This is a genomic window from Paenarthrobacter sp. NPDC057981 (assembly GCF_042886835.1).
Lineage (GTDB): Bacteria > Actinomycetota > Actinomycetes > Actinomycetales > Micrococcaceae > Arthrobacter.
Genome location: NZ_JBHVQI010000036.1, coordinates 1 through 16,629 on the forward strand (window position 1 = coordinate 1; position 16,629 = coordinate 16,629).

The 16,629-nt window shown below is 64.4% G+C and carries 18 protein-coding genes; 10 read left to right on the forward strand and 8 right to left on the reverse strand.

Annotated elements, in window-relative coordinates:
- Positions 1-35: 35 nt before the first annotated feature.
- The 3 genes from ACFVSI_RS20790 to ACFVSI_RS20800 are packed head-to-tail and all read right to left on the reverse strand — an operon-like array spanning position 36 to position 3,009.
- Complete coding sequence (locus tag ACFVSI_RS20790) at positions 36-854, reverse strand: ABC transporter ATP-binding protein (protein ID WP_387827996.1); 819 nt, start codon at positions 852-854, stop codon at positions 36-38.
- Positions 851-1,906, reverse strand: coding sequence for an iron-enterobactin ABC transporter permease (gene fepG, locus ACFVSI_RS20795; protein ID WP_387827999.1), 1,056 nt, complete (start codon positions 1,904-1,906; stop codon positions 851-853). The genes ACFVSI_RS20790 and fepG overlap by 4 nt, the downstream gene beginning before the upstream one ends.
- Positions 1,903-3,009: an iron chelate uptake ABC transporter family permease subunit gene (locus ACFVSI_RS20800; protein WP_387828094.1), complete on the reverse strand. Its 1,107-nt coding sequence runs from the start codon at positions 3,007-3,009 to the stop codon at positions 1,903-1,905. Before ACFVSI_RS20800 ends, fepG begins: the two co-directional genes overlap by 4 nt.
- A gap of 146 nt (positions 3,010-3,155) precedes the next feature.
- On the opposite strand from ACFVSI_RS20800, the gene ACFVSI_RS20805 reads away from it, so the two are divergent.
- A complete protein-coding gene (locus ACFVSI_RS20805) occupies positions 3,156-4,160 on the forward strand; it encodes an ABC transporter substrate-binding protein (RefSeq protein WP_387828097.1) in 1,005 nt (334 codons plus the stop codon).
- Between the two features lie 144 nt (positions 4,161-4,304).
- Here ACFVSI_RS20805 and ACFVSI_RS20810 read toward each other — a convergent pair whose 3' ends face one another.
- Positions 4,305-4,937, reverse strand: coding sequence for a uracil-DNA glycosylase (locus ACFVSI_RS20810; RefSeq protein ID WP_387828002.1), 633 nt, complete (start codon positions 4,935-4,937; stop codon positions 4,305-4,307).
- A gap of 175 nt (positions 4,938-5,112) precedes the next feature.
- Between ACFVSI_RS20810 and ACFVSI_RS20815 the strand changes: the two genes are divergently transcribed.
- From ACFVSI_RS20815 to ACFVSI_RS20850, 8 genes are all read left to right on the forward strand, one after another.
- A complete protein-coding gene (locus tag ACFVSI_RS20815; RefSeq protein ID WP_387828005.1) occupies positions 5,113-5,535 on the forward strand; it encodes a hypothetical protein in 423 nt (140 codons plus the stop codon).
- Between the two features lie 181 nt (positions 5,536-5,716).
- Entirely contained in the window at positions 5,717-6,427 is a 711-nt protein-coding gene (locus ACFVSI_RS20820; RefSeq protein ID WP_387828007.1) for a SipW-dependent-type signal peptide-containing protein, read from the forward strand.
- Positions 6,428-6,475: 48 nt separating this feature from the next.
- Complete coding sequence (locus ACFVSI_RS20825; RefSeq protein WP_387828009.1) at positions 6,476-7,042, forward strand: signal peptidase I; 567 nt, start codon at positions 6,476-6,478, stop codon at positions 7,040-7,042.
- 7 nt (positions 7,043-7,049) lie between these two features.
- Positions 7,050-7,793, forward strand: coding sequence for an LPXTG cell wall anchor domain-containing protein (locus tag ACFVSI_RS20830; protein ID WP_387828012.1), 744 nt, complete (start codon positions 7,050-7,052; stop codon positions 7,791-7,793).
- Entirely contained in the window at positions 7,790-9,592 is a 1,803-nt protein-coding gene (locus ACFVSI_RS20835) for a choice-of-anchor G family protein (RefSeq protein WP_387828015.1), read from the forward strand. Before ACFVSI_RS20830 ends, ACFVSI_RS20835 begins: the two co-directional genes overlap by 4 nt.
- 196 nt (positions 9,593-9,788) lie before the next feature.
- A complete protein-coding gene (locus ACFVSI_RS20840) occupies positions 9,789-11,078 on the forward strand; it encodes an adenylosuccinate synthase (RefSeq protein WP_144663349.1) in 1,290 nt (429 codons plus the stop codon).
- Between the two features lie 226 nt (positions 11,079-11,304).
- A complete protein-coding gene (locus ACFVSI_RS20845) occupies positions 11,305-11,766 on the forward strand; it encodes a MarR family winged helix-turn-helix transcriptional regulator (RefSeq protein ID WP_387828019.1) in 462 nt (153 codons plus the stop codon).
- Positions 11,763-13,025, forward strand: a complete 1,263-nt coding sequence (locus ACFVSI_RS20850; protein WP_387828021.1) for an MFS transporter — start codon at positions 11,763-11,765, stop codon at positions 13,023-13,025. The genes ACFVSI_RS20845 and ACFVSI_RS20850 overlap by 4 nt, the downstream gene beginning before the upstream one ends.
- 22 nt (positions 13,026-13,047) lie before the next feature.
- On the opposite strand, the gene ACFVSI_RS20855 is transcribed toward ACFVSI_RS20850, so the two are convergent.
- Positions 13,048-14,127, reverse strand: coding sequence for an ABC transporter permease (locus ACFVSI_RS20855; protein ID WP_387828024.1), 1,080 nt, complete (start codon positions 14,125-14,127; stop codon positions 13,048-13,050).
- 115 nt (positions 14,128-14,242) lie between these two features.
- On the opposite strand from ACFVSI_RS20855, the gene ACFVSI_RS20860 reads away from it, so the two are divergent.
- Complete coding sequence (locus tag ACFVSI_RS20860) at positions 14,243-14,842, forward strand: TetR/AcrR family transcriptional regulator (RefSeq protein WP_387828027.1); 600 nt, start codon at positions 14,243-14,245, stop codon at positions 14,840-14,842.
- Here the strand turns inward: ACFVSI_RS20860 and ACFVSI_RS20865 are convergent.
- The 3 genes from ACFVSI_RS20865 to ACFVSI_RS20875 are packed head-to-tail and all read right to left on the reverse strand — an operon-like array spanning position 14,839 to position 16,416.
- Positions 14,839-15,612, reverse strand: a complete 774-nt coding sequence (locus ACFVSI_RS20865) for an alpha/beta fold hydrolase (RefSeq protein ID WP_387828029.1) — start codon at positions 15,610-15,612, stop codon at positions 14,839-14,841. The genes ACFVSI_RS20860 and ACFVSI_RS20865 overlap by 4 nt on opposite strands.
- Positions 15,609-16,073: an SRPBCC domain-containing protein gene (locus tag ACFVSI_RS20870; protein WP_387828032.1), complete on the reverse strand. Its 465-nt coding sequence runs from the start codon at positions 16,071-16,073 to the stop codon at positions 15,609-15,611. Before ACFVSI_RS20870 ends, ACFVSI_RS20865 begins: the two co-directional genes overlap by 4 nt.
- On the reverse strand, positions 16,063-16,416 hold the full coding sequence (locus ACFVSI_RS20875; RefSeq protein ID WP_387828035.1) for an ArsR/SmtB family transcription factor: 354 nt from the start codon (positions 16,414-16,416) through the stop codon (positions 16,063-16,065). Before ACFVSI_RS20875 ends, ACFVSI_RS20870 begins: the two co-directional genes overlap by 11 nt.
- Between the last annotated feature and the right edge of the window lie 213 nt (positions 16,417-16,629).

Sequence of the window (16,629 nt, forward strand, 5' to 3'; positions counted from 1 at the left end):
TTCCAATGAAGCGTCATTGGAACGTTTGCTGTCCCCTAGTTGGGTACGGGTAGGCGGGGGCGGCCCAGGGGGACCACCAGCGGGGTGTGCGTCACGGGGTCGTCAATGATCCGGCAGGCCATCCCGAACACGTCCTCCACCAAGGCTTCGGTAATGACGTCCACGGGCGCGCCCTCGGCAACCACCGCACCGTCCTTCATGGCAATGATGTGGTCGGCGTAGCGGCTGGCATGGTTGAGGTCGTGCAGCACCGCCACCAGGGTGTGGCCCTTGTCCAGGTTGAGCTCGCGGAAGAGTTCCAGGAGCTCGATCTGGTGGGCGATGTCCAAGAAAGTGGTGGGCTCATCCAGGAGCAGCAACGGCGTCTGCTGGGCGAGCACCATGGCCACCCACACACGCTGCCGCTGACCACCCGAGAGTTCGTCCACCAGCCGTCCGGACAATGCGGAAATCCCGGTGGCTTCCATGGCGTCAACAACCGCGGACTCGTCCTCCACACTCCATTGGCGCAGCAGCTTCTGGTGGGGGTAGCGGCCGCGGGCCACGAGGTCCGCCACCGTGATGCCGTCGGGGGCGATGGAGGACTGAGGCAGCAAACCCAGACGCCGGGCCAGTTCCTTCGCGGGCAACGAGGTCACGGACTTCCCGTCGAGCAACACCTGACCGCTGCGCGGCTTGATCAGCCGGGCCAGGGCGCGCAGCAGCGTGGATTTGCCGCAGGCATTGGGCCCCACGATCACCGTGAACTGCCCCTCGGGGATGCGCACAGAGAGGTTTTCGGAGATCACCCGCTGCTCATAGCCGATGGTCAGGGCTTCGGCGTGCAGCTGCGGCGCGGTGGAGAGAGTGCTCATGATTTCCTTGCTTCCCTGGCCAGTAGCCAGACGAGGTAGATGCCGCCAATGCACACCGTCACAACGCCGACGGGGAGCTGGATCGGAGCGAACAGCCGTTGCGCGGCGAGGTCGCTGGCCGCCAGCAGGAACGCACCCATCACCGCAGAGGGCAGCAGCGTAATGCCGGCGCTTGCAGTCAAACGGCGGGCCAACTGGGGTGCGGCGAGGGCGACAAACGCGATGGGACCCGCGACGGCGGTCACGGCTGCGGTCAGCGCCACGCCCAGGATCAGCAGCAGCAAACGGGTTGGTTCCGCCCGGACGCCCAAAGCGCGTGCGGCGTCGTCGCCCATCTCCAAAAGCTGCATCCGGCGCGAGGCCACCAGCGTGGCCAGGCCCGCAACAACGACGACGACGGCGGCAGGCGCCGCTTGCTCCCACGTGATGCCGTTGAGCGACCCGGCTCCCCAGACGGCAGCTGCCAGCGCGGCCTCCAGTTCGGCCTGCAGGATGAGCCAGTGGTTCAAAGCGGCCAGCATGGCGCTGATGCCAATCCCCACGATGATGAGCCGGAAACCTTGGGACCCGCGGCGGTAAGCCAACAAGTAGACGGCAAGGGCCGTGAGGATTCCGCCCACCAGGGCCCCTCCGGCAACCGCTGCATACCCGCCGCCTACGGTCAGCATCACGATCAGTGCACCGGTATAGGCGCCGGTGTTGAATCCGATGATGTCCGGGCTGCCCAATGGATTGCGGGTCATGGACTGGAAGATGCCGCCGCTCATACCCAGGGCTGCGCCGAACACGAGCGCCGACAGCACCCGGGGGAGCCGCCACTCCATGACGATGGTCTGGGCGAGCCCCGGGGCATCTCCGGTAAGGGCCTGGAGGACCTGCTGCACGGAGACGTCGTAGTCACCGGTGGCCAGGCTGACAATGCCGACGACAAGCGCTGCCAGGAGAAGCGGAATGCAGACGAGGATGCTGCGGAGATCCAACCGCAGGCTCAGTGAACGGCCGCGGAGCACAGCAACGGGCCGGCCGAAGTCGACGGGTGCCAGGCGCGTCATAGTCCGCTCACCTTCCGGCGGCGCGCCAAAGCAATCAGTACCGGAGCCCCAATGAACGCAGTCACGACGCCCACCTGGAGCTCACCGGGGGCGGCAATCCGGCCCACGACGTCGGACACCAGCAGCAGGATGGGGGAGAGCAGGACGGTTGTGGCCAGGATCCACCGTTGGTCCGGACCCACGATCCACCTGGCGATGTGGGGAATCATGAGTCCCACAAAGCCGATGGCCCCGGCTCCTGCCGTCGCTGCACCACTAAGGAGGGTGATCGCGACTACGCCCAGGATGCGGGTGCGGTTGACGTTGGCGCCCAAGGAGGTGGCGAGGTCGTCACCCAGGGCAATGGCATTGAGGCCCCGGACGCAGAACAGCGCAAGCAGCAGCCCGACGGCCATGAACGGCGCCACTGTGGCAACCGACTCCATGCTGCGGGTGTCCAATGAGCCGATGCTCCACGAACGCAGGTGGTCGAAGGCCTTGGGGTTCAGGAGAGTGAGCCCGGATCCGACGCCGGTCAGGACCGCGCCAAGTGCGACACCGGCCAGCGTAAGCCGGACGGGATTCACCACGTTCCGTCCCGACGTTCCGATCAGATACACAGCCGCTGCGGTGAGGATGGCGCCCGCGAAAGCGAACCAGATGTATCCGCCCAGTGAAGCAACACCGAAGACCCCAACGGCCAGCACCATCGCGAAAGAAGCACCCGCATTGACCCCGAGGATGCCGGGATCGGCCAGGGGGTTCCGGGTAATGGCCTGCATGAGCGCGCCGGCGACACCCAGGGCCACCCCGACGGCGATTCCCATTACCGTGCGCGGAAGCCGGCTTTCCAGGATGATCGCGTGATCGGCGGTGTCCTGCGGGTTCACGAAAGCCTGGAGAACGGTGGAAGCCGGGATGAACTTGGCACCCACCCCCAGGCTCAACACCACGGTTCCCAGCAGGACTGCAGCCGCCGCGACCAGGAAGAGCACCCGCCAGCCGGACCGCTTGACGACGCCGCGGCCCGGGTCCGCGATGCTGGCTGGCAGGGCGGTGGTTGCTGGCTCGCCGGCATGGGACGTGGGAGCGGGAGCCATCAGTCGGGACACAACAAGGACCATTTCGGAGAAGGGCAAGGAAAGCGGGCAATCCGTGACTGTCGTCACAACGTCACAGAAGTGTGCCCTAATTAGGTTAGCCTTACCCAGTGAAAAATGACGATTTTGAAGTTCGGCCGCCTCGGCGCTCCCGTGTACGAAACCTTGCGATGAAGGCTGTTGGTGGTGCTTTGCTGGTGGGCCTGCTCGCGGGCTGCGGCACGAGCACCGGCGCCGGCAGCAGCTCCGGTTCCGGTGCAGGCAACGCCGATGTTGCAACCGGCGGCTCCAAATTCACCACCGCGGACCAGGAAACGGCCAAGCTCGGCACGGACGCCGCGCCCGGCGTCTTCCCGCGCACGCTGAAGCACGCCAACGGGGAAACCACCTTGGACAAGAAGCCCACGCGGGTGGTTGTCCTGGACACGGGCGAACTCGATGACGTCGTCACGCTCGGCATCACCCCGGTGGGTATGGCCACTACGGAAGGCGCCAACCCGGTGCCCACCTACTTGGCTGACAAGGTCAAGGATGTGGCTTCCGTGGGCACCATCCAGGACCTCAACCTCGAAGCGATCGCCGCGCTCAAGCCGGACCTCATCCTTGGCAGCAAGCTCCGGGCCGACAAGCTGTACAAGCAGTTGTCGTCCATCGCTCCGACGGTCTTCAGCATCCGCCCGGGCTTCCCGTGGAAGGAAAACTTCCTCCTGGTGGGCAAGTCCCTGGGTGAGGAAGACAAGGCTGTCAAAGCCCTCAACGACTACCAGGCGGAAGCTGACGCCCTCAAAGCAGATGTGAAGGGTGATCCCAAGATTTCCCTGGTCCGGTTCCTGCCGGGCAAGATCCGCCTGTATGCCAACAAGTCCCTGATTGGTGTCATCCTGAAGGACGCAGGCCTGGCCCGTCCGGAGAACCAGGACATCGACGAGCTGGCAGCCGAGATCTCAGCCGAGAACATCGAGCAGGGCGATGCCGACTGGATCTTCTACAGCAGCTACGGCGAACCCTCGGCCACGGGCGAAAAGTCCGTGGTGGAAGGCGCAGTCTGGCCCAAGCTCAGTGCAGTCAAGGCCGGCCAGGCGAAACCCGTCAACGACGACGTCTGGTTCCTTGGCCTCGGCCCCACAGGTGCCCAGCTGATCCTGAAGGACCTCCGCACCATGCTGGTCGGCTAGCCCCGCCCGCTCCCACAGCACCCCAACGACTACGGCGGCCCTCACCAAAAGGTGAGGGCCGCCGTCGTGGTTAACCCGCCCAAGTAGGGGACAGCACGTGCTCCAATGACGCGTCAGTGGAGCGTTTGCTGTCCCCCAGTTGGGTCAGGACTTGCGGGGGATACCCGTGCGGGCCATGGCTTCGGCGTAGGCACCGTGGATGGCGTCCAGGTATTCCTGCTGGCGCTCGGGCGTTCCGGCGAAGGAACGGCCACCGAGCGAGCGGACCTTGAACGTCTTGAAACCGCGGCGTGCGATGCTGGCCGGTGCGGCCTTCATGAGCTGGTCGGCCAGGCGGTGTGCCTCGTTGCCGTGGGCCACCAGGGCGGAGGTGCGTGGCAGGAGCTGCAGGAGGCGCAGGAGCGGCTTCAGGCCTTCGGTGATGTTGGCGGGCGTGAGCTTGCCCGGTTCCTCGTTGGGCTCGATCCACGGGTAAGCGTTCCACGGCATCACGAGCTCCGGACGCAGGCCCAGCTGCCACTGCATTCCGAGCATGCGGGTGCTGGCTTCGTCGTCGCCCGGGGTGATGAAGCCCTCGCCGGAGGTGGTGCGCTGGTTGGAGAAAAGGCTGACGATACGGCAGTCATCCATGCTGTGGGCGGGGTCGATGTAGAGGACCTCGCTGCCCGGCTTCTGTTCCTTGATGGAGTCGCACAGCTCGTTGACCTCAGCGATGTGCGGTTCGTAACGGCGGTTCCAGAGGGTTTGTTCGGGTGATTCAGTCGCCAGTTCTTGCATCAGGGGTTAGGTCTCCTAGGTGTTACAGCGCACCGGTTCGCAGGGGCCGCGGGCATGCCGCACGGAACCTGGAAAGGGTGCTGTTGGGGGCTAACTAACCTTACCGGACTCAGTGCCGCTCACTGGCCCGCCCCGGCGCGCCTCCGAATGCGACACGGCGTGTTGCGAGGGAAACGTGGCGGGCGTCTCGGCGGCACCGCCGCTCGCTTCCCAACAGCAACTCTCGACGCCGGTGCGTCCTTCCGGCAAGATGCCCGGTATGGAGAAACAAGAGTCGCCCGCTGCCGCCGTTTCCGCTTTTGAGGAACTCGGTGCCGAGCTGGCCCCGGCCGGAGTTGTCATGGGGAAGATGTTCGGCGCGAGCTCGCTCATGCTGGGCAAGAAGGCGCTGGCCTGCCTGAACGGCGACAAAGTGACGTTCAAGCTGGGCAAAGAGACCGCCGAACATGCGCGTGCCTTGGCCCTTCCAGGAGCCGCCCTGTTTGATCCTTCCGGGATGAACCGCCCCTTCAAGGACTGGGTGGAGGTGCCCTTCAGCTCGCACACGGAATGGCCTGCTTTCGCGGAAGCTGCCCTGGGTTTCGTGGCCGGTGGTTAGGCAGCCCAAGGCGCTCCGTGCCGGCGTCGAGCCGCCGCGTTAACCCTAAAGTGCACCTTGGCCTGGTTCCGCTTTTCCTACCCGGATAATGACGGTGAAACCACTGGTTTCGGGGGAAACCGTTCGGCCTCCCCACCAGCTCAGCATCGTCAACCGTGGGGGTTAGATAATGGTCTCAAAGATGTCATCCAATAAGGCTACGAAGGTCCGCGCGCTTCTTGCGGGCGGACTCGTCCTGGGCGTGGGAGCCGCGTTCACGCTGGCCGCCTGGACGGACAACGAGTGGGTCTTCGGCAACTCCGGTGGGGATAAAGGACCGGGCACGCTGACCTACCACATGGAACAAAACACCTTCAGCAACACCAACGGCACGGGTGCCGACGCGTGGAGTGACAAGCCGAACATCCCCACGGTGCCGAGTTCGGCCACCGATGGCGCGCTGACGTTCGGTGCCATCTCCGCAGCCCTCAAGCCCGGCGACACGGCCTACGCCCCCATGCAGCTCCGGGCGGCCGCTGGATCTGAAGCGCTCACGGCCACCCTGGCCGAGGCTGTGAAGCTCGGCGGAAACGGAGTGGACACTGCCACCAACTCCCTGGCCCTCTACAACGCCCTGACCTACCGTGCGGTACAGGGCGTCACCCCGGCGAACTGCGCCGCAGGCAACCTGACCGGTGGCACGGACATCGTTGGTTCAGCAGCGGCCAGTGTCCCGCTGACCACGGTTTCCGCCACTCCCATCTCCCTGGCGAAGGGCGCGGACTCAGCAACGGCCGGCGCTCCTGTGAACCTTTGCTTCGCCATCACCCTCCCGTCCGCCGTAACCGACGTGACCTTGCAGGGTAAGCAGACCGTGCCGCTGTGGAGGTTCACGAGCATCGCCGGCTCGTAACCCAGCTCTGTGACAGAGCCCTTGACCCGGACCAGAAGCTCGTCCCCATTGCCCCCTTCGGCCCCTGCCTTAGGAGGGGCGGGCTTCTGGGCCGTCCTGTCCCGCATCTTCAAGGTTTCCCGTGAGATCGCGCTGACGTTGGTGGCCGTGCTCGGCCTGGTGTGCATTCTGGCGCTGGTCCTTGGATTCGTCTACAAAGCGTGGTTTGTCGTCTTCAGGACGGGGTCCATGGAGCCTGTATATCCGGTAGGAGCCTTGTCCCTCACGGTGCAGGTACCGGCCGCGGAGCTGGCCCCGGGCGACGTCGTATCCGTGAAACGTTCGGAGTCCGGCGTTCTTGTCACGCACCGCGTGGTGTCCGTGGAGCCCTCTGGAACCGGTGCTTCCCTGCGGCTCAAGGGCGATGCGAACAGTTCCGAAGATCCGCTGCCTTATCAGGTGGAGACTGCCCAAAAAGTACTGGTGACGGTGCCGGCGGTGGGTTCCTGGGTGATGGCGATGAGGGGGCCCGGCTTTATTGGAGCAGCCACGATGGCGGTTGCCGCGCTCGTGGTGTGGGCTTACTGGCCAAAACGGGTTGCCCGTCACAAAGGTGTGGTGTCAACAGGGAGGTGAATGAGCGGTGAAGCAGTGGATCAGGGTGGCGAGGACCGCAGCGGCGGTGTGTGTCGCCGTCGTCGTCAGTGTGCTGAGCTGTGCCATCCCAGCCGTTCCCGCCCACGCTGCCGATCACCTTATCCCCGTACCCGAGAACGGCGCGCCGGGGCTGCTGTGGCTTTCCTCTTCCGTGTATCCGCTGGAGTTCCCGCAGCTTGCACCGGGTGATTCGTTCGTGTGGCAGATTGGGTTGTCGTTGGAAAAGCCTGAAGCCACGTCCACGCTTCAACTCACGGCCACGGGCAGCCTGGCGGCGGCCGACGGCTACGCGATCACCGTGGATGAGTGCACGTCCCCGTGGCAGGGCGACAGCGGACTGAACCAGCGTCTGGAATGCCCGGTCGGCTCAACGCCCAGAGTCCAAACCACCCGCCTCGGCGATTGGGACCAAGGCCTGCGCATCCCACTGAGCAACCTCCGCGCCGGGACGTCACCGTACCTCCGTTTCACCCTTGCCGGACCCGCCGCCGCCGCTCCTCCCCAGGGCGCGACGCTCACCTTGGGCATCGGGATCAGCGCCATGGGGGACGACGACGGAAGCGCACCTTCCCAGCCTCCGGTGGCCAATGGCGGAAGCAAGGAGCCCCTTGGAAGCACGGGAGCCTCGTCCCTTCCGGCACTGTTCGCAGGCGGCGCCCTGCTCCTCCTCGGAGCGGCCCTACTGACGCTGGTGAAAAGGCCCCGCGAAACCCCGGAGCAGAGCGCATGACGCCCCGGCACGCCCTGGATGAGTCCCGGCGCCGGACCTTCCGAGGGGGCATCCAAGGGGCTTTCCGTGGAGCCTTCCTGAAACGGCCACGCCGATCCATGTTCGTCGCAGCAGTCGCCGCCATCGCTGTGGCCGCGACGACCAGCATCACCACAGCCGCGTGGACGGACAACGAATGGGTGCGCAGCGCCGTCGGAGTGAGTTCGCCCGGAGACTGCACAACCAACTCAATGTTCACCAACAAGGCCTGGGCCAGGCAGCTGCACGGGACCGTGCTCAACACCAACCTGGACACCGTAGCGGGCGTCCAAGGACTGACTGTGGCAAACAACGGAACGACTGCCACCCCCACGCCGTTGTCTGCCGTCCTGGTGCCCGGAACCACGGATGCGTACGTCACGAAGATTCCTGTGACCGCACTCGGAAGCAGCCCTGTGAACGTTGGGCTGGGACTCGGAGCTCCCGTGGGCGGGCTGGGGACTTACACGCAGTGGGCGCGCTCGCAGAAGAGCGGACAGGCACACGGCGCTTCGGGCCTCGTGTCCGACCAAACTGGCGCTGTAGACGTTGCCGGCACCTCGCAAGGAGCAGCCACCGCGCCTAAATCAGCCAATATTTCCTTGGGCAATATCGTTCCGGCCTCACTGTCCGGGGTGACGCTGGACGTTGGCGCGCTTGCTTCGTCGTCGGCGGTTGATTCCTGTGTCATGACCAACGGGTGGCCGATGCTGAACCCCACCCCCACTGTGCAGCGCCAGTACGGGATAGCCGGACTGGACCTGACGGCGGCGATTCCCGCCGTCGGGACGTTGTCCACGCAAGGGGCGTCGTTGGTGGGGGCTGTCCCGACGCAGCTGAATGCTTTGCTCGGCACTGGCGGGCTGACGACGGGGATCTCCGACGGTATCTCTGCCCTCATTAATCCTTTGTTGGGGTCGCTGTCACTTGGGTCCATCAGCACTACCGCAACGCTGTCCGCCCCTAATCTGAGCGGCGTCACCGCGATGATGACCGAATCCATGACCGACGGCATAGTCACCGTCAACCTTGGGAACGGGACGGTCAAGGTCGACATCGCATCCCTGACGGGGAGCGCAACCACCGGCCTGAATGGCATGGCACCCAACCACGCCGTGGTCCTGGATGCGGCCATGACCACGGCGGTGACCTCCAGGGTTACGGCATTGCTGGATTCGTGGAAGAACCGCGTGCTGGCTGCGCTGACCACCGCGCTGCGTGCCATCACCTTGAACGCCACCACCAACATCACCCTGAAACTGGCAGGCGTCAACGCGGCCACCATCGCCGTCAAGATGGGCTCGGCCACCGGTGCCACCACAGGTGTATCTCTGGGCGACTTCCTTGATGGCACCGCCGTGGCGCCCCAGGTGACCGCCAACGTTATCGGCCTTGACCTGGGAGGTGTGGTGGCGGCCTTGCTGGGGCCCATCACCTCGGCTCTGCTCACCGGCAGCAACAACGTGGTGAAGAACGTTCTCAACGCCACTATTTTCAACGCCGGCCTCATCCCGAACCTGGGCGCCAGCCTGCAGTTGCTCATCACCCCGGTGATCAACGCCGTCGCGCCTGTCCTCACAGCAGTCCGCACCCTGGTGGCCATCAACGTCAACGTCCAACCCGATCAAAGCTGGCCCGGCACCAAGCCGGCGGATGTGACGGCCGCAGCGGGTGAATACAAGGTTTCCGCGATCCGCGTGGGGCTCGTGGACAGTGCCGGCCTGCTGAGCCTGTCACTGGGCAGTTCGTCGGCGGGTCCTGCCGCCCTTAAGGTTCCTTGACTTCTTCATAACTGCACCCCAACGGCGGCCAAACACCAGAGAAACCGTTGCCATCGGCTAAACTTGGCTGGTAAGAGCCCCGAAACTCTTGCGTACGCCTTGCCTTCGGGTGGGCTGCACCAGTAAGCATCGGGGCGTTCTCATGTACGGCGCCCGGCCACACCGGCTTGGCCCGAAAAGAATGGGGGAGGATCCCATGCCCGCTATCGTGATCGTCGGAGCCCAGTGGGGCGACGAAGGCAAAGGCAAAGCAACCGATCTGCTCGGTGGCCGCGTTGACTACGTGGTCAAGCCCAACGGCGGTAACAACGCCGGGCACACCGTGGTTGTTGGCGGTGAGAAGTATGAGCTGAAGCTCCTTCCCGCGGGCATCCTGAGCCCCAACGCAATTCCCATTATTGGCAACGGCTGCGTGGTGAACCTCGAGGCCCTGTTCCAGGAGATCGACGGCCTCGAAGCCCGCGGTGCGGACACGTCCCGCCTGCGCGTTTCCGCCAACGCCCACCTCGTCGCTCCCTACCACCAGGTACTGGACAAGGTCACCGAACGTTTCCTCGGCAGCCGCGCCATCGGCACCACCGGGCGCGGCATCGGTCCGGCGTACATGGACAAGGTGGCCCGCCTGGGCATCCGCGTCCAGGATGTGTTCGATGAGTCGATCCTCCGCCAGAAGGTGGAAGGCTCGCTGCGCCAGAAGAACGAACTCCTGGTCAAGGTCTACAACCGCCGCGACATCATCGCTGACGAGATCGTGGAGTACTTCCTCTCCTTCGCAGAGCGCCTGCGCCCGCTGGTCATCGACAGTACTCTTGTCCTCAACAACGCCCTGGACGAGGGCAAGGTTGTGCTCATGGAAGGCGGCCAGGCAACGTTCCTGGACGTGGACCACGGCACCTACCCGTTCGTGACTTCCTCCAACCCGACGGCTGGCGGCGCTTCCGTTGGCTCCGGCATCGGGCCCACGCGCATCTCCCGCTCCATCGGCATCATCAAGGCGTACACCACCCGCGTCGGCGCCGGACCGTTTCCCACGGAGCTGTTCGACGACATGGGCGTGTACCTGCAGAAGACGGGCGGCGAGTTCGGCGTGAACACCGGCCGTCCCCGCCGCTGCGGTTGGTACGACGCCGTCCTGGCCCGCCACGCCTCGCGCGTCAACGGCTTCACGGACTACTTCGTCACCAAGCTGGACGTCCTCACCGGCATCGAGCAGATCCCCGTCTGCGTTGCCTACGACGTTGACGGCGTCCGTCACGACGAAATGCCCATGACCCAGACCGAGTTCCACCACGCAGTACCGATCTTCGAGTACTTCGACGGCTGGACCGAGGACATCACCGGCGCCCGCACCCTGGAAGACCTCCCCGAGAACGCCCGCAACTACGTGTTGGCCCTCGAGAAGCTCTCCGGTACACGCTTCTCGGCGATCGGCGTCGGCCCGGACCGCGACCAGACGATCGTAGTTCACGACCTCATCAACGACTAAGGTCTGCCGCTGCGGCGGACTGAATTCACGACGACGGCGGGCCGTCTTTAAGCTTTCCGGAACCCTGGGTTCCTGGGAACCTTAGGGGCGGCCCGCCGTCGTCCTTTAACGCCCCGCATCGCCCTCATCACATTCCATGGACAGGTTGCTGATAAGAGGAGCATAATAGTTAGCGGAGCTAATTAGCACTGCTAACTATTATGCCAACCACAGGAGGCGCCTCCCAGTGACCGGAGCCAACGCGGCAGCAAACCCAGCAATCGATCCCGACATCCAACCGGACATCCTGGCCATAGACCTGCGAACGGCCGTGATGCGCACCTCCCGCAGGCTTCGCATCGAAGCGACCGGCGATGTCATCACTCCCGGGCAATACACGGTGTTGGCCCACCTGAACGTCGCGCCGCAGTCACTCCGGGAGCTGGCCGATCGCGAACATGTGCAGGCACCCTCGATGACCCGCATCGTGAATGCGCTGACCGAGCAGGGCTTCGTCTCGCGGCAGGCAAACCCCGCAGACGGACGGCAGGTCCAGATCAGCATCACCGAACCGGGCCGGGACGTCCTGGCTGAAGCCCGAAGCCAACGGACCGCGTGGTTGGCCCAGCGTGTTGCGGGGCTGAGCGAAGAGGACCGGCTGGTACTCAGCCGCGCCGCCCGCATCATGCAGGAAATGAGCGCCAAATGAGTGCCATGTTCAGGGCTCTGGAAAGTCCCAATTACCGCCTTTGGGCCGGCGGCGCCCTGGTCTCCAACATCGGTACCTGGATGCAGCGGGTTGCCCAGGACTGGCTGGTGTTGACCGTTCTTACCAATCATTCCGGAACGGCCGTAGGTGTCACTACGGCTTTGCAGTTCCTTCCCATGTTGCTGTTCGGCCCCTATGCGGGGGTGCTGGCCGACCGCTACCGCAAACGCGTCATCCTGTTCTGGACCCAGGCGGCCATGGGGATCTGTGGCCTCGTAGTCGGACTCCTGGTGGTGACCGGGGTTGCCCAGCTGTGGCACGTCTACATTGCCGCGTTTGCCCTGGGCCTCGCGGCGGCCATGGATGCACCGGCCCGACAGGCCTTCGTCTCGGAACTCGTAGGCCCGGACAAGCTCGCCAATGCCGTGGCCCTGAACTCGGCGTCGTTCAACAGCGCGCGGCTCACGGGCCCCGCGATCGCCGGCGTGCTCATTGCCTGGATAGGCACCGGGCCGGTGTTTCTCCTCAATGCCGCGAGCTTCGTCGCGGTCATCATTTCGCTGATGCGCGTCAAGACCTCCGACTTGGAGCCCGCGACGCCAGTGGCGCGCGGCAAGCATCAGTTCATGGACGGGCTCGGCTACGTTCGGCAACGGCCGGACCTGGTGCTCATCATGGTCATGGTGGGATTGCTGGGAGCGTTCGGCATGAACTTCCCGGTCACCAATTCGTTGATGGCCACAGCGGAGTTCGGGATGGGACCTGAGGAGTTCGGCCTTCTGGGTTCCATCATGGCCATCGGAACCCTTGCCGGGGCTTTGCTCGCCGCCCGCCGCTCCGGCCCGCGCCTGCGGTTCCTGCTCGGTGGCGCCCTGAGCCTGGGTGCCTTCACTTTGCTGGCCAGCATTGCACCGAACTTCTGGATCTACGCCGCCGCGCTGATTCCCGTTGGCCTTGCCTCCATTACCTTCCTCAACAGCTGCAACACCACCATCCAGCTCTCTGTCGAGCCCCAGTTCCGTGGCCGGGTCCTGGCGCTCTACCTTGCCATCCTGCAGGGTGGCACCGCCATAGGTTCTCCCCTCATGGGGTGGATCGGTACGGAGTTCGGGGCGCGTTGGGCGGTTGCAGGGGGCGGTGCGGTGGTCCTGGTGACCGGCGTGGCGTGCGTCATCATGGTGAGCCGACGCAGCAAAAAAACGCTCCACCAGCACGTGCGCAGCGTATGGCGCCGCAGGCGGTCGGCCCCGGCTTCATAGCGCAGTATGGCTGTCGGTGCTTTCAGGCGTCCACCACGGCAGGGGCGTTTCGGAAGTGCCCGACGGCGATAAGGACCGCCCCGAGCACGGCCCACCCGCCCAGAACCAGCCATGGGAATGCCGCGGAGGCGTCCGGGAAATAGGAGAGATCGCGCAGCAGCGTTCCCGAAGCCCCGGGAACCAGCCACTGGCCCACCTCGCCCCAGGGTGCAGGAAGGAATTCCTTGGGCTGGGTCAATGACGAGAGCGGGTTGCCGATGAACAGGGTAATGACCGCGCCTACCGCGATACCCGCCCGGCCGATGAGCGCGTTGAGGCCCACGATGATCGCCGCCGTCGCGATGACGCCCAGGCCAATGGCGCACGCGTTCAGCCAAAAACTGCCTTGGAGGGTGTGGAACCAGCCCTGCAGGATGCCCGCAAGTCCCAGGCCCGCAATCACGCCGTAGGCCAGGATGGCTCCAAGCCTGCGCCACGTTCCGGAGACAAGCAGCGAGATGAGGACGCCGCCGATCATGCCTCCCATGGCGAGCGGCAGCCCTGCGACCGCCAGCCCGGTTCCGCGTGAATCGTCAGATGAAAGCGGTACGACGTCGGTGATGGTCACCTGGGGGACCGCGGCCGCTTGCCCGCTTTGCTGGGGCTGTCCGGTTTGTCCCGCCTGTGGTGCCTGGCCAGTGGCGGCTGCCTGCGCTGCCTGGGTGAGCGCACCTTGGAGCTTGGTAATCGCCGTCGTCTGTATCTGGGACTGCATCTGGGCACCCATCTGGGTCAGGGCTTGCGATGCGACTGGGCTCCCGGCGCTGGCGACAAGGATCTCCGGCGAGGCGTCCAGGACGATCGCGCCATAAACCTGGCGCTGTTTGATGAGCTCTACTGCTTCATCCCGGGTGGACACTGTGCGCAGGTCCAGGCTCCCGGCAGGGGCCTTGGACGTAATTTGGGAGATCTGTTCCTCGTTGCCCACGGCCGCAACAGGCAGGTTCTGGACTTTGGCCGTGACGCTCGGCCAGGCGAACGCCAGCAGCACGGTGCACACGGCGACGGCCGCGAGCAGGGCGGTGCGGACGGCGTGGGGCCAGGGGGTGTGCGCGCTTGTCATCGGGTTCTCCTCTCAATGAGCTTTGAAAAAAAGAATGTTCGTTCTTCATTGTGGGACTGCGGTGATTTCCCGTCAAGAATGATCGTTCGTTTTCTTTTTCAGGTACGGTGGGTTCATGCCAAAAGTGACCGAGGAACACCGCGCAGGGATGCGTGAGCGCATTCAGCGGGCCGCGCTTGCCTGCGTTGCGGAGAAGGGCTTCTCCAGCGTTTCCATGGGGGACATCATCGCCGAGGCCGGACTTTCTGCGGGCGCGGTCTATGTGTACTACCGAAGCAAGGAAGAACTTATTGTCGACACTGGTCGACTGGTCTTTGAAGAGCGCATGGCAGCGCTTGAGCGGCTCGGCAGCGGGGGAGAAGTGCCTCCACCCAAGGAGGCGGTGACGGCTTTGATGACGGGGCTGGCGCAGATGGACTTTTTTCCCGGCGTAGCAGTGCAGGTCTGGGGGGAGGCCGTCCGCAACGACAAACTGGGCGTCGTTGCACGGAAAATCTTTGCCGAGATCCGGGGACACATAGAGAAGTACCTTGAGGGGTGGCTGCGCGTGTCCAGTCCATCCCTCCCGGAGGAGGCTGCGGCGGGGCGGGCCCGCCAGCTCGCCCCGGCCATCATGGGGCTGATCCAAGGGTTCGCCATCCAGGCGGCGCTCGGAGGAGAAGAGGCGGAGGCTGCCTACCTGGAGTCCGCGCGAACGCTTCTGTCGGAGCTTTAGGGTTTCGGGTTCTCCACGCCGAAATAGGCGCTGAGAACTTCGCTGAGAATCTCATCCGGAACTGCGTGGCCGTGGCCGGCGAGAACACGCGATTCCCCACGCGGAGCGTGGTCGGCAACTGCTGCCATGACATCGGGAGCCCACGGGCTGTTGGCTCCGGCGATGGCCAGCAAGGGGGTCTTGATACGGGCAAGTTGCTCTCCCGGGACCTTCCCGTCGTTGCACAGCCTGACGTCGATGGGCAAGGTGTGGGCCAGGGCTTCGAGGTGCCCCCAGTAGGGCCCTTGCCTCATTCCGCGGATTGCCTGTTCAGGCGTTCCCATGAGTCCCAGGAAAAGCTGCACTGCCCCTGAGTTGTCCCCTTCGGTAACCAAGAATGAGAGCTGGTCGGCGACGTCATTGCTGGGTCCCGGTGTGAAGGGCGGCTCGTAGACTGCTATCTTGCGGAATCCGACCCCGGCGGCTGCGGCTGCGATGGCGAGGGCGCCCCCGGATGAATCTCCGAAGATGAATGGTTCTTCATCGATCCGGGCTACGACGGCAGCGAGGTCTTCGATTTCCCGTTGAACGGAGATCTCTCCCAGCGGCCCGCTGTCGCCCCGGCCGCGGCGATCGTATTCATGGACAGTGAACCGATCCGCAAGCAGCGCGGCAAGACCCTTTTTGGACTGCCGATCGCAGAAAGCCCCCGCCGCGATGATGAGTGCCGGTCCGGATCCTGTGATGTCAATCGCCAAGGTAGTGCCGTCGAGCGACGTCGTTGTAATCATTGGTGACCTCCGTGCGCCAGGTAGTGGACGTAGTCTGCGAGCTTGTCGAGTGTTGTCTTGAACCCGGCTTGGTTCCGGGGCTGCCTGACGATGTCGGGCACGTTCGTTTGGTGGAGATGAAAGAGGGTCTTGCCCTCCGGAAGTGCTGAGAGGGTGATGCGGACGGTCATGCCTGAGTGTTCTTCGTGCCACACCAGGCTCGTCGGTGCTTGGACCTCCAGGAAAACCGAACGTGTCGCGTAGGTCGCGCCCGAAGTGTCGTTCACGATGAGTGTTTCAAATCGGCCGCCGGGGCGCGGATCGATGTGGATTTCTTCCACGGGTGCGCTTGCTCCCAGGGGAGCCCAGAAATGACTGAGGTGCCCTGGTTGTGTCAGGCATGCGAAGACCAGCTCGGGTGGGGCGTCGAAGACCCGCTCAAAGCTCAGTCCTGCTTCGCTGTTCCGGGTGCTACTTCCCATTCCGGCCGTCCCCGCCTTCTTGAAGGTTCTTGAGGTGCTCATCCAGCTTGTCCAGGCGCTCGTCCCATACCTTGCGGTGTTCCTGGATCCAGTCATCGACGTCGTCAAGGACAGCTCTTTCCAAGTGGCATGGCCTGAACTGGGCCTTTCTGGTCCGGGAGATGAGACCGCTCGCCTCAAGGACCTTCAGATGCTTCGATATGGCGGGCATCGACATGGCAAAAGGAGCGGCCAGTTCAGAAACCGTGGCGTCGCCTTGGGCAAGGGTCGACAGGATTGCCCGTCTTGTCGGGTCCGCGAGGGCGGCAAAGGCTGCATCCAGCACGCCTGGTGCACTGTTCATGGTGCTTAGTTTACTTGATGGTTAATTAACTGGATAGTTAAATTATCTGTAGACCGTACACTGATCGTGCCGTCGACGTAACCGGCGCGGCAGGTGCGCCAGCATGCGGAGTGATCACCAAATTCACCAAATTGATGCGACTGTCACCGCGACGCCGCCCTTCCCCCCAAGCCAACCACCCGCCGTCGTTCTCTTCCGCCTCCCGGGACTAAT